At 32.3% G+C, this 14,015-nt stretch carries 8 protein-coding genes and 1 pseudogene; 4 read left to right on the top strand and 5 right to left on the bottom strand.

All coding sequences use genetic code 11. The features are described from left to right. Positions 1 to 231 precede the first annotated feature (231 nt). Positions 232 to 1,836 carry a hypothetical protein gene (locus I5435_RS07005; protein WP_337983491.1) on the top strand — a complete coding sequence of 535 codons (1,605 nt, stop codon included), beginning with the start codon at positions 232 to 234 and terminating at the stop codon, positions 1,834 to 1,836. 442 nt (positions 1,837 to 2,278) lie between these two features. Here the strand turns inward: I5435_RS07005 and I5435_RS07010 are convergent, their stop codons facing one another. The 3 genes and pseudogenes from I5435_RS07010 to I5435_RS07020 form a co-directional block, all read right to left on the bottom strand. Continuing rightward, a complete protein-coding gene (locus tag I5435_RS07010) occupies positions 2,279 to 3,799 on the bottom strand; it encodes a recombinase family protein (protein ID WP_337983492.1) in 1,521 nt (506 codons plus the stop codon). Positions 3,800 to 3,869: 70 nt separating this feature from the next. Beyond that, positions 3,870 to 4,361, bottom strand: a pseudogene (locus tag I5435_RS07015) (hypothetical protein); the annotation flags it as partial. A 699-nt stretch (positions 4,362 to 5,060) separates the two neighbouring features. Then, complete coding sequence (locus I5435_RS07020) at positions 5,061 to 6,671, bottom strand: glycosyl hydrolase family 18 protein (RefSeq protein ID WP_337983493.1); 1,611 nt, start codon at positions 6,669 to 6,671, stop codon at positions 5,061 to 5,063. Positions 6,672 to 7,567: 896 nt separating this feature from the next. Between I5435_RS07020 and I5435_RS07025 the strand changes: the two genes are divergently transcribed. Together I5435_RS07025 and I5435_RS07030 are read left to right on the top strand one after the other, a co-directional pair. Then, on the top strand, positions 7,568 to 8,629 hold the full coding sequence (locus tag I5435_RS07025; RefSeq protein ID WP_337983494.1) for a PepSY domain-containing protein: 1,062 nt from the start codon (positions 7,568 to 7,570) through the stop codon (positions 8,627 to 8,629). A 500-nt stretch (positions 8,630 to 9,129) separates the two neighbouring features. Then, positions 9,130 to 9,804, top strand: a complete 675-nt coding sequence (locus I5435_RS07030) for a hypothetical protein (RefSeq protein ID WP_337983495.1) — start codon at positions 9,130 to 9,132, stop codon at positions 9,802 to 9,804. 758 nt (positions 9,805 to 10,562) lie between these two features. Here the strand turns inward: I5435_RS07030 and I5435_RS07035 are convergent. Both I5435_RS07035 and I5435_RS07040 read right to left on the bottom strand, forming a co-directional pair. Further along, positions 10,563 to 11,603, bottom strand: a complete 1,041-nt coding sequence (locus I5435_RS07035) for a cytochrome ubiquinol oxidase subunit I (RefSeq protein ID WP_024362420.1) — start codon at positions 11,601 to 11,603, stop codon at positions 10,563 to 10,565. Continuing rightward, on the bottom strand, positions 11,600 to 12,928 hold the full coding sequence (locus I5435_RS07040) for a c-type cytochrome (RefSeq protein WP_025218985.1): 1,329 nt from the start codon (positions 12,926 to 12,928) through the stop codon (positions 11,600 to 11,602). Before I5435_RS07040 ends, I5435_RS07035 begins: the two co-directional genes overlap by 4 nt. A 330-nt stretch (positions 12,929 to 13,258) precedes the next feature. Here I5435_RS07040 and I5435_RS07045 point away from each other — a divergent pair, with 330 nt between their 5' ends. Next, complete coding sequence (locus tag I5435_RS07045) at positions 13,259 to 13,852, top strand: class I SAM-dependent methyltransferase (RefSeq protein ID WP_025218986.1); 594 nt, start codon at positions 13,259 to 13,261, stop codon at positions 13,850 to 13,852. The last annotated feature ends 163 nt before the right edge of the window (positions 13,853 to 14,015 follow it).

The raw sequence follows: 14,015 nt of genomic DNA on the forward strand, positions 1-14,015 counted from the left end.
AAAATACCAAACTTTTATTTTATATACAAAATATGTATAATTTGGTATTATAATAGTAATTATAAAAGGTATCATGCCAATTTTGGATAAATATAAATTATATGGTACTAGTATTTCATGATAACAGAAAGGTAGGTGAACTAATAATTGTAGGATACTTTTAGGAAATATTATAGCGCATATTTGTTTTTGTATTTGGAGTAAAAATTATATCAGAAAGAAGGAATATCAATGAAAATGAGACGATCTTTAATCTCTTGCCTAACTGTTACCATGCTGTTTAGCGTTGGTTCAGTATCATATGCTTCAAATGATACTCTATTATCTAATGCAGAAGGAAGCGAGCATGCAGGCGACAAAGAAGTTACTCTTTCGAACGACACCAATCAAACTTTAGAAAATGACATAGATAGTACTGGTATTGATTTAAGTAATGTTGTTGATAGTAATTTTCAAGAGGAAGATGTAATGGCATTAGACAACGAATTATCAATAGAAGCAACTAAAGTTGCTCCTGTTACAAAATTAACAATGAGTCGCCATACAGATCCAAATGATTATGTTCTGTCAAAGTCTTTTTTAGAAAACATTAACGCTGTTAAGGGGATAACTACTTTTAGTGGTGAAACCGAGATTAAAAACAACGATACTACAGGCATGAGTCGTGCTGTTGGCAACAATTCTCCTGATAAAGCTATATTCTTAGATGAAACATACTATGACCAACCTTTAAACGATAACATTATCGGGGACGGAGTACCAAATTGGTACTATGTTTATGCGCCAACTACTTCTAAGATTAATTTTTACTTATCACAGGCTACAAACCAAGATTCTGATGTATATGTTTATAGTCTAAATCAATCTACAGGGGTACTTTCATTGGTAGATTATTCTATAAATGAAGGGCAATTGTCCGAATCAATCGGTTATATGGCGGAAGCGGGTTATTATTTCTTCCGTATAGAGCCAAATGGCACAACGAATAGTAATAATTATACTTTTTTAACAAATGTGAATAATACTTATGACCAGTATGAGAAAAACGACAGCCCAAATGACAACTTATCACTTTTCACTGGTAAAATGGACATAAATGCAAATATTGACTTTATGTTTGACTCTGATTGGTACTTATTTAAGCCATCAAGTGCAGGCAAACATTATGTTAGTTTAAATAATGTACCGTCCGACGCTCAATATGCTTTTTACATTTATAACGAAAATTTGGGCAGTATGGGTAGTTTTTTAAGTAGCGGTAACGAATCCAGATGGTTAGAATTGGAATCGAATAAGAGTTACTACATAAGAGTAGAATCCTATGATGGTAAATATACTCCGCAATCACCATACAATGTTACTGTAGTCAAAGCACCTCCCGCACCTCCATCTATTACAGCAGGCACCTATGATGTTTATGTAAACGGACAAGCAATCAATCTTAGCTGGGAATATCAATTTGCTTCAAAGCCTTATAACGGATATTACTCAAGAAATGAAAGTACAATGTTAAACAGAAACGGTACTTCAACAATTGGTAATGTATACAAAGGCACATTTAGAGGTTTCAACAAAACTATTCAAAATGCTCTGTTGATAGAAGCGAATTACGTTGGGTTTTACGATTACATGTATAGATTTGGCAATACTACGGCCCCATCAGGCGAGCCTACCAGAAATAAGTGGCATTATTCGGATGGGGTATATGCCAATATTGGCACTTTTATCTACAATATCGATACGGGTAAAATCGAAGATAATCTAGGAAGTTACCCGTATTCATATCGTGGGGAAGATTGGAACTTCAAAGCAACTGAACAAATAAAAAGTCGTTAAGCTTCTTTTTATGACGAATCGTATTAATAGAGGTATGCAACATCATGTTTTTTAGTCTTTAGCATTTATTAAAATCCCACATCATTTAAGAGGCTGTAATCTTAAATGGTTTGGGATTTTTAAATTTATATATAAATTCTAATATTTTGAGGAAGCGAGGTCTTTTACATATAATAGTGCGTTTCGATTTGTTTTACAAACAGTATCGCCGATTTTGGTAATAGGACAAAGTTTAGATACATAAAATACATTGTATGAAATTTGATATCTAAAAAATTGGATCTTATTTAACTCTGTTGTATTTAAAAGGAGTGATGAAAATGAAAAACAACAAAGAAACAAGAGTTCCTAAAATAACTATCAATAAATCAAAGAAGCCAAATTATAAAGCAGTAGCACAAGCATTAATTAAATATGCATCCAAAAAATAAGACACGATCTCTTAAAGGGAGGTGTCTTTTTCTATTATTTCAATTGAAAATTTATCATCAGTATTGATTAAAACAACTTTTTCAAATAGCAGTCTAAATAGTCTGTTTTGTTCTTCCGTTTCAATATTTTCTACTGTTTGTAAAAAATCTAAAGCTTTTTTCTTTAAATCAACACTACTTTTCTCACTCACTGTTTTTAGTTTTTTATTAATATCTACAAGTAAACTTTTTAATTCCTGCAATTCATTTTCTAATTGTGGCATTATATTCACATATTTAGTTTCCTTTAGTATACCTTTAATCAAATACATATCAGTATTTTTGATTTCTTCTTCTTTTTCTTTTATCTTCTTATTAAATAGTATTTTTTCTTGCAAAATAGAAAGCTTTGTATCATTTCTATTATCAATTGAGGTATTTAAAATTTCTTCTCCAATAATCTCTTTATAATTATTAATTGCTTTATAGAAATGGGGTAATAAAAAATTTAAACTCACAGATTTATGAGGACATTTATACTCAAAGTTCTCTCCATATGAATTTTTACAATTACTTATTTGATAAGATATGACACCTTCTTTATTTATATATGATTTATGGATTGGTAAACGATGGCCACAAATACCACAATACATTAACCTGTCTAAAGGTGTATTTATTTTAGTGTAACGCATTCCTTGTGTATTTCTTGAACGAGAAGCTATTTTCTTTTTAATTTTTTGATATTCTTCTATAGTCATCAAAGGTTCGTGTGTATCTCGTATAATAACGTTTTCACCAAACATTTTACTATTATAATGTGATTCTCCTAAATATACTTTATTATCAAAGAGTCGAGTAATTGTAGAAGCAGCTTTGAATTTTTTTCCTTGCTTTGTAGAATATCCTCTTAAATTTAATTCGATTATCACTTCTTTAATTGTATAACCCTCAATAATCTTATTGACAATTAATCTAAACGCTTTACTTTCAATTGGGTGTGGTATTAAATTATTTCTTTCTTTTATATAACCGAATGGAATCTTATTTACATAGGAGCCATTTTTAGCTGTTTGAAGTTTCGTTTGATTCATACGGTGGGCATAGTTATGTAATTCGTGTTCGTTAACTGCACCACGCACAATATTAGCCAAGAATTGAGTTCTATCATTAGGGTTTATAATGCCTTCTCTATCAGAAAAAATGACTATGTCAGTGCCTTTTAAGTCCTCATATACATTTGTCTGTTCATATACAGTTCTATATAGTCGAGATTCTTCTAAAACCACAATCGTATCGTGTACTCCTTGTAAGCAAGCATTTAACATTTTTCTATATTCTATACGGTCTAGTTTAGTCGATTTAGCAACGAAATCATTATAAATTACATAATCATCAATTTTGTTTTTTTTACAAAATTCTAATAATCGTTGCATATTTGATTCTAAAGTCTCTTCTTCAGTTTTCCCTTTTTTCTTTTTAGACTTTCTTAAATACAAGGCTTTAGGCTTATTAGACTGAAGTATGTCACATTTTTTTACTGGTCTATACACAAATAAACCTCCCGTTATTCTATAATATGGCGTTATTATTAGAATTTAACCATTTAGAATAATGTGCTTTTTCACTAGATAAAGCAATTCCGTGACCAAATAAGTTCATTGCCATGGCAACGCCCAACGCTGGTAAACCCGCTCGAATCGCTACAGGTAGTAGCACTGCTCCTAATAATGCTACAGCAGGAGAGGGCCAGAAAAACCAAGAAATAATCATCATTAAAATACCAATCGTCCAATAGGCGAGTGTCGGTGTTTTAATAATTTTTGTAAATGGTGCAACCATGACCTCATTAATACCAGAAGTTATTAACACACGACTCATTGCAACAATAATGGAGATAATCAAAATGGTCGATAACAGCTCCGTAATCGCGTAAATAAAGCTGTTAAAAACCCCACTTATAGACGAGGTGAGATCACCCGTAGCGATAATCGCAAGTAGGAAAATGCCAAGAATACAAATGAGGGTAGTATCCCGACGTTTTACCATAAAGCCAATAATTAAAACAATAAAAACAACATAAATCCAATGGAGAGAAGTAAGTTCAATCCCCATATAGTTTCCCCCTCAAAATAGGTCTAATTATAGAATATGAGAGGAATTTTAGATGGTGATTAGTTTCGGGAATAAAAGGAGGGAGTCGATGTGATAAAAATACACAGCAGGTTCATTTAATGATAATTGTGGTTAAAATAGAAAATTTTAAAAATTATTTCCATCAAATTTATAATAATGCCATTAGTCATTGGATTGTAATAGAATGTCTTGCTTTAAAACAAATGTTTTGATTAATCATTGTTACATAAAAATGAACTAAATTAGTTGAACCCAGTGGCATTTGTGAGAGAGTAATGTGTGATACTACGGTGAACCGTATCATAAGTAGATGAGGTCCTGGAGAGTAGGTAAGCTTTGGGGCACTCCTTTTTGTAATTCATGTTCCAATCTGCTGTGGGCGTTGTGAAAAGTGTATACCAATTATTATATAAATAAATAAACAATATATTGGTAACTTTGCTGATTGTAAATGTTACACCTTTTGGTAAACCTTAGTAGAAATATTAAGCAAAATAAAAAATGTACACTATTAAAATTGAATTTAGTAATGTACATTTTTATTATATGTGCGACATTATAAACAAGTTATGATGTAAGAAACCATCGATGTACAATTCGTTTTATAACTGCCTCATTTTTGTTGATTAGCTATTTTATTTAAACTAGTTGAGTTATTATTAACTATTGTGAAAGAATTTATTTTTTTACTGCATACTTTTCTAAGTCTGCACTTGCGCGGTTTACCATCGCTGCCATTTGACCTCTCGTGACATGATTAAATGGATAAAATCCTCCATCTTCTCTTCCCTTAATAATCCCTTTACTACTTAATTTTAAAATATCCGCATATGCCCAGAAATCTTTTGGAACATCATAAAAACTGGACTCATCCGTAGGTAATGGATAATTTAATACTCTCGATAATATACCTGCTAATTGTGCTCTTGTGATATTGGCATTTGGATCGAAAATGTTTTCATTTGTTCCATTCACAATATGATACTTATAGGCAATTTCAATAGCACGTTTTGCCCAATGATTTGCTGGCACATCCTTGAAATAATTAGGTACAGTTTCGTTTGTTGTGTCTAAACCGATGGCATTAATAAGGATAGCAGTAGCCTGAGCTCTTGTTAAATTACCATTTGGATCATAAGTGTATTCGTTTTTGCCGCTAATCCAGCCTTTTCGATAAAGGGCCATAATATCCTGTTCTGCCCAATGATTTTCCGTATCTATAAAGTTATGTTTCCCATTCGCCCAAGAAGAATAAAATTTCCAAATACCATTATCCGCTTGAGTTAACTCCCAGCTACCTGTTCCTCTTAACTGATATTTCTCTACAAGTCTTAACTTATATTTTAAAGATAAATCATTTTCGTACCATATCGTGTAATTTCCTGGTACTAGCTTTTTGCCACCGATATAAGTAGGGGAGTCACTGCTTTTTACTGTAAATTTGGCAAATGCTGATTTTGAAGTATTATCAAAATAAAATTTTCCATTATGGCTATTCACAATAGATTGGATGGCATTATTAGCAATGCCGTCTCCTCCAATTTCCACAGCATCTTTCCAAATTCGTCCATAAAAAGGAAGCCCTAATACTATTTTATTTGGATGAATTCCTTTATCTAATAAATATTTAATCGAATTTTCAACAAATGATAAACTTGCGACAGGACCAACTGAACCACCATTATAGCTTTCATCATACCCCATCAGCATTAAATAATCGCTATACTCACTTAGTTTCGTGTAATCATAAGAACCATGCCAACCTGTTGTCCACCCATATGGATTTGCAGCAACTGCTATGGATAATGTTTTATTATTAGGCATTTTTTCACGTAATAATCGGATGAAATCTGTAAACTCTTCTTTATTTGTATAGTTTAAATTTTCTATATCAATATCGACGCCATCTAAATTATTTTTCACAACAGAATTGACGATTTGAGTAGACAATATTTCTCGATTTGTCATTGCGATTTGTGCCAATTTACGGTCCCAATGATTAGAAATGAATGGCACAACTTTTAATCCTCTATTATGCATTGCATCGACTAAACTTTTATCAATCGTAGCACGCAAACTACCATCAGCATTTAAATTAAAAAAGTTAGGTGTTGCTGTATTTAACGCACCTTGGGTCATATCTATATTTTTTATGAAAGAGCTTGTATTTCCGCTATATAAGTAGGACATATGTATATCATTCTCTGAGGCATTAGCGCTAAACGGAGTAGCTAATAAAGTAGTGAGCATAGCTGGTATTATCAAATATTTTTTTAATGGATTCTGCATTACTTTCTTCCTTTGTAATAGATTTTATCCACTTTATTATCTATTACTTTAGTAAACGTTATCAATTATTAAAATATGGTTTCATTGAGTTGTTTTGTAAATTGATGATATGAAGGATTTAATATAATCACTGCTTTTGGGCAGGCTATTTTTGAGAATCAGAATGTTTATTAACTCTAATAATATCCGGGAAAAGTAAAATTATGTAAATTAAAACATCTTAAAACTATCAATAAAGGTAACTACGGTTGGCAGGTAGTAATTGAAAAATACAGTGCAAGCAAGTGCTGGAAGTAAATAATTGTTACTATAGAATAGGTTCTTTTTACAGTATTTTATGCTTTTAGGATCAGAGGACTTTATTAGGTGTCACAAAAAGTTTTTTTGAAGAAATTAACCAATCAGTTTGGTCTATTGGAAGTAAATATGAACGATAATAAGAGTTAGTCGACATGACAAATCAAGGGCGTAATTAGTCAAGTTATTTTGTAGTTGTGTGTAAAATTTTCAGGAATACCTGTTAAAAAATTGTAATGATTTAATTCTTCAATTCACTTCTGTTCTGAATTATACTTAGTATAATAGGTTTATTTATTCTTATTATCCAAGTTTTGGACCCGGTGGATAGGTGCAGGGGGTATCTCTTAAAGGGGTTGTTACTTTATATCAATCAAAACTTAATTGCAATATGAGATGGAGATTGATGCAAAATCAAGACTAATAGATAAATTGAAATAGATAGGGATATTAAAATATTTCTAGATTACCATAATGATTAAGCCAACTGACGCAATTTTTATGGTTTGTACCTAATATCAAGTTCCAAAAATGACAACAGTAAGTTGGAAATTTTAATTCATAGTTACAATGAAAAATTAAATTTGGAGGACTTTATTTTGAAAAATATTCAAACAGTACTTGTTGTATTTTTTACTTTGTTTTGTCTAATTGGCATTGTAAAAGAGAAGGCTTCTGCTTCTACGACAAACATTACACTAGAAACAGCAAAAGAAATTGCTATTAAGAAATTTGGGGGGCAGGTAATTGAAGCGAGTTTTGATAATGATGAATCCCATTTCGAAATCACTGTTCTAACGAATACAGAAAAAGTTGAAATGGATGTTGATGCTAATACAGGTCAGATACGGGTTACAGAACGTGAGGTTAATAATTACTTTATAGATGTAGATGTCAACGATCCTAATAATTTGCCTATTTATTGGGCTAGAAAAATTGGTTTAATAAATGGTTATAAAGACGGGACTTTTAGACCGAATAATATTGTGACAGAAAGACAGTTCGCAAAAATACTGGTGAATTATTTTAAGCTAGATAATAAGAGCAATGGTAACGTTTCAGAAATGGAAATAAATTATAATATTTTAGCTAAGTATGGGGTTCCATTAAACGGATATAACGATACTAAGTTGAAAGATATGGCTGTGAATAGAGGTGTTGTTGCACAAGCAATTGCTTATTTAGCCAATGGAAGTAATAATTTGAATGAATCTATCCAATACTTATTACAAAATAAAATAACGACAGGGCAAAATAATGAATATCAAAATATCAATATTCAAAAATATTTTGGTTCAGAAAATGTGCTGACTAGAAAGCAATTGGTAACGTTTTTTTATAGATTAAATTACGCTAATATTACTAATATTTCATCTGTTGCTTTAAATGTTTATACACTCAATACAACGAGTGATACAATGTCAGATCTAAACTATACTATACCTTCAAAACCTTCATCAGCTCAATTCATATCTCAAGACAAGGCAATTGCAATAGCAAAGGAGAAGGTTTCAGGTAATGTTACAAAGATTGAGTTGGACTATGATGATGGAATTGCTATTTATGAGATCGAAATACAAAATGGTCGTATAGAATACGATATTGAGATAGATGCAATAACAGGTACTATTCTAAAGCTTCAAAGTGACTATGATGATTAAATTTTGACATAACTGCTAAAAAGAGTGACCTCAAATGTAACTGTTTGGGGTCACTCTTTCATAATCATTTCCTAGTCATTCTTATAACTTTATATTTAGTATTCTAAGCAGTTATTACCGTTATCCGAATAATAAAAATATCTAAAAAGAAAATTCTAGTAAAAAATTATTCTTTATAAAATGAAGAGAAAAGAGGGGAGATAAATAGTAAAATTTTTGATTTAAAAGTTCGTTTAAAAAAGCACGAGAGAATCAAGTTTTATTATCTAGATAACTATGGACTGGTTATATGTTGTAAAATAATAAGGTAACAAGTTAGTTAAGTTAGCAACACTCGAGTTAAGGTTCTTACAAAATACACAATGCTTTTAATGTAAATATTTTTTAATTATGGAATAAATTTATTTCGCTGAATTTTCAATTAATTTAACTTTTCCCATGTTGTACTCCATTTTATAATAATTACAAAATAGTTATTTACATGAATGGAGGAATTGAAATTGCGTAAAATATTTATTTTAGCATTACTAACAATTTTTTTGCTTCCTACTGTAAATCCAGCAACGGCTCAAAGTTATGGACCTTCTGTAATAGAAAAGGATAGCATAGAGGACTTTAAAGATTATACTTTTGAAGATATTCTATCGTTAAAGCCTTTTGTCCATGTCGAAGATGGTTTTTTCGTCCTTAATGAAAACGGTGCAAGTGAAGCTGGAATTGATTCTATATTAATAAAAGGCCAACAAGAGTATTTTATTTTTTTAAATCAGCAGGTTAAATTAAATGCGATTAGTGTAGCATCAGATTTAACTATCCAGAGACTATCAAATAATAATGAAAATCAAAACAATACATTTATACGATTTACAAGGTGTAGAGGTGTAACTACCTCGCCTGAATATTTCTGGTGGGGTTATAAAACAAAGTTAAATAGTTGTGATACGGCTAAAGTGAGTTCTGATGCAGGTACAATTGCAGCAGGTGGCGCGATAACGACAACGAGTCTTACTGCTCTTGGGGTTTGGTTCCCTCCTTTGCTTGCTGTTGGTGCTATTTCTGGACTGACGTCTGGTTACTTCTGGCTACTTTCAAAGCGTTTAAATGCTAATAATAAAGGTAGCGGTGTTATCGTAGATATGACTTGGGCAACAATTTATAATATTACGTCTCAATAATAAGGAAATGAGGCGGGGTGTTATAATGAAAAAACATTATCTTATTATATTATTTTTCATTCCTATATTTGCATTAAATATATATTTTGGATATTTAGTAATTTGGAAGAATCAGAATGAATGGGTGCCGGTTACAAACTTCTTAGCACTAATTGTTTTATTCGTTGTTGTATATTTAAATAGAAAATAGTGTATTAAAGTTTAAACGGTTGCCAGGAGGAACATCATTGGCTACTGTTTTATTTTATTACAATTCCCCTTTTAAATTTACCTAACAGAAACAGATTACAGGACTTGCAGCACTATTTAAAGATCATTCATTTGGTCAAGCGTGGGAACCAGATGAGGAAGAGTTTCTGCTGCAAGAAGAATAGTAAGTTACGAGTGTTTAAAACGTAATCACTATATATAGAATGTGGCTGGGACATAAGAGAAAAAGTATTAGATTGAACCTAATCAATCTAACACTTTTTTGCTATGCCGTTGTTGTCCGCTACGACGGTGCTTTCCGCACAGCACAGTAAGCCGCAACCCTCTGCTTGCGCGCGGAATGCCAGCGTCTAACATTATGTGCTGTTCTGAGCTGGAGTCACCGTCTTCGCTACCAACAACTAGTGAACACTTCTAATTTTTTTTTATTGCAAAAGCAAGAATAGCTAAATTCTCCATATAGCAAAAATTTATGAACACCTTTCCTCTGTTCTTTAAATTTTTTTAGTTATGTCCCAGCCCCACGGTGTTCCTTGTGGTCTATATTTCTATTTCAACGTAGACTCTAATCGCTCCTCTGTTCGTGGATGTTCATCGAGATAAGGTGATAAATAGGCTTCTCTCAATTCATGACGCATCCAGCCCATAATACCAATAACTAATATGAAGACCAAAATAGAGGCGAGAAAAGAATTAGCAGAATCCTTATAGCCTGCTGCATAGAGTAGCATACAAAGGATGACTGTTAAGACAATAGAAATAATAAGTAAAGAAGTTAACAATAAATCTTCGCCTAAATAAAGCATACGAATATTCGTATTGAAAGAAAATAATAATAAAAAACCAGTTACTAACTGTGTAATTGTAACCCAAAAGCCTACTTTGGCACCAAAAAGTTTTAATGCTTGTTCATGTTGCTCTAGTTTCTTCTGCTTTCGTTTCAAATAAGCAAAATAGACAAACATATAAAAGCCACCTGTTGCTAAACTCGCTAACATAAAATGTAGGTAACGTTGCCAAATTTGAGGATAGTAAAATAAGCTTTCAAAAAAACCATTTGCTTCTCCCCAACGATCCGGATATAACATGGAAGTGACATTGACAATAAAAATAAGAGGGACAAAAAACAAAATTAACATGGCTAATAGGCCAATACTCAAATGCAATAATTTGTTTGTTTGGAATTTAACCCAAGTGAACTTATAAATGTATAACAAAAGGAATGCAGCAATGAGTAGGATTAATAAACTCATCCAAGCCTTCCCTATTAAAATTGTGGAAGAATAAAAATATTGTGTATATAAGACACTTACAATTAATAATGGACCAACACCTAAAACAACTGCAATACTTTTATGTATTGAAGCATGGAAGGAACAAATTTGTGCCATTTTATCAAATAAACTATTTTTTTTCATTATCCCCGTAATTTCTAGCCCAACAGCACCTGCAGTCAATGAAATAGTAAAATTCACAAAAATAATATGAAGAATAAATGTTAAGACAATCAAAATTTCTAGTAAACCAATGGGTGCAGGAATCGGTAAAGGGTTATCAGAAGAAATTAATGCAAAAACTAGATGGTTCATTTTTGGGTCACCTCTTTATCATTTTCCAATTCTGTTACAATATAAGTGGCTAATGCTTCAATCTCTTCTTCTGTCCCCATAAATGGCGGCATCGCTACTTGTGCATAATGCATATTAGGAATAAAGGACATAATGGCTTCCTTATCCCAACCTTTCATTCTAGTAGCTAAAGCTCGTGTATCTCGCCATCCATCAATCGTATGACAAGTAATACATTGACCAACGAAAACGTCTCGACCAGCTTCCACCATATTGTTGTCAGTAACTTCTTTTTCTTTTGCCCATGTTGCATTTGCTAGATAACCTTCTTTTTTCAGTGTTTCTTCATCTTTTGCTAACATTCCGTTTGCGTACATATAATTATAAATAATGTATGGTTTTCTAACGCTCTCTCTTACAACTTCAAATTCCCCAATAAAACCGATCGAAGAAAACATGACAGCAATTGATAGCATCCACGGAACGTTTTTTGGACTTTTAACGAGCCATACTAAGAAAATAAGAAGGATACTAAAACCTAAAATATTGAGACTTTTGAAAATGACCTCAGACATGCCTGTCGACCAAACAATCATGTTATAGGCTTCAGTTGGGATGGCCCATAAATACCATAATCCCGTAATAAAAGTTAGTGGTAAGGCGATAGCACCCCAGAATGCAAACACTCGAAAAACTTCTGTTCGTAACGCTTTATCTTTAATGCGCCAACGAATGAAAAATGATACTAACGAGATAGCTAGCATAATTGCTAAAAACATACGGAATCCGAGTGAAGGGAAGTAAGTTGGGTTGAGAAATGCATTCCAAAATGAAAATGTGTCAATCCAACGTCCCGGCGTTAATTTTGCGGCTAAGACACCTGTAATGATTACCATCGTTACCCATGAAGCAATACTAAGTGCGACACCCAACATAATATGCTTTCGTTTACGTTCGCCCTCTTTCCATTTATCCCATGTATAGTAATAGACAATAAGAATAATCACTTCAGAAATAAATGCGCCCCATTCCACAACCCATGCCCAAAAGAAAATGCGTAGTAAAGAAGAAATTGAGTCCGGTTGTATGACGGTTGTTGAAAACCAAATCCCTACTCCAGTCATAGCTCCCATAGTTGTAGTAATGATTAATACCCATTTCAACATTGTTTTTGCTACTTGATCTAAAGCTTCGTTCTTTCTTTTCATGGCTCTATACTCAGTAGATACAACTAAAACAGAGGTTCCAATTGCCACGCCATGGCTAATAATTACATGAATAATGGCAATAAGAGCAATGACACTGCCGTTCCCAAACCAAGTATAATCGACCGATGGAAAATTCATAGTTCCTCTTCCTTTCTGTTTTTAATGACATTCAACGCATATCATACTAAATAGATTTGAAACGCAGATGAGTAATATGTGAAATCCAAAGCAACTAAACTTCATTAGTTTGTCAAAATAGTATGTATAACGTAGAAATGGTTTGTCCGATTTCTCTTGATTTCACGCAATAGAAGCTAATTGTTGAGAGTAAAATATCGACTGTAAATGAAATTTACTTTTTTGTTACTAAAATTCATTAGAATTTCTCAATTGTTTTTTATAATGATGGTAATAAAAACATCAGTTTAAAATACTGGAATCGTTTTACGTATAAATGGGAGGAAGGGTATGAGCATGGGGCGTGAACAAGAGAGTCCACCACTATATGTGTATGGAACGGAAGCGAATCGATTTATTAAGTCTTCTGTACATTATTTCCCAAAGCATGGCAAAATTGCTGCGTATGAAGAAAATGAGGGAGCGAATGCAGTATTTTTAGCAAAACTCGGATATAAGGTAACGGTTTATAATTCTACTTCACAAGGACTAGCTAAAGTTCAATTACTGGCAAATATGAATGGCGTAACGATCGACACAAAAAGGGTAGAATTAATAGAGTACAAACTGCCTAAAGAAAACTATGATGGCGCAATAATGGTTTTTGGGCATTTTCCTCATAGCTTCCAATTAGTAGTACTTGATAAAATTATGAACTCTTTAAAACTAAACGGTGTATTTATGTTTGAGGTATATGAATACGCACAGCTTTTATACAATACGGGGGGACCAAAAGATATGTCTCATTTATATAATGCGGAGAATATCTTAAGATGGGCTCGTCGTTATAAATTAAAACATTACTTTACGGGGGAAGTAGAACAATATGATACGTCGATTCAAACAAGTACTCGCCGTGTCATACAAGTAATAGTAGAAAAATAATCTGTATGGTATATGAGAAGAAAAAGACAAATGACATACGAGAAATAACTTGAACTTTCTTTGTCTATCGTATCGAGGCTGGGCCAATGCGAATAAGTTTTAAGAAACAGAGAAATAATGTTCGTGTATTTTGCTTTTGCAAAAAATAGAATGAAAAACTAGT

The organism is Lysinibacillus sp. C5.1 (assembly GCF_016350185.1).
Lineage (GTDB): Bacteria > Bacillota > Bacilli > Bacillales_A > Planococcaceae > Lysinibacillus > Lysinibacillus sphaericus.

Coding starts and splice junctions, on each gene's coding strand:
- I5435_RS07035 (WP_024362420.1), bottom strand. CDS start 11,603: ATGAACCATCTAGTTTTTGCATTAATTTCTTCTGATAACCCTTTACCG.
- I5435_RS07045 (WP_025218986.1), top strand. CDS start 13,259: ATGAGCATGGGGCGTGAACAAGAGAGTCCACCACTATATGTGTATGGA.
- I5435_RS07005 (WP_337983491.1), top strand. CDS start 232: ATGAAAATGAGACGATCTTTAATCTCTTGCCTAACTGTTACCATGCTG.
- I5435_RS07040 (WP_025218985.1), bottom strand. CDS start 12,928: ATGAATTTTCCATCGGTCGATTATACTTGGTTTGGGAACGGCAGTGTC.
- I5435_RS07020 (WP_337983493.1), bottom strand. CDS start 6,671: ATGCAGAATCCATTAAAAAAATATTTGATAATACCAGCTATGCTCACT.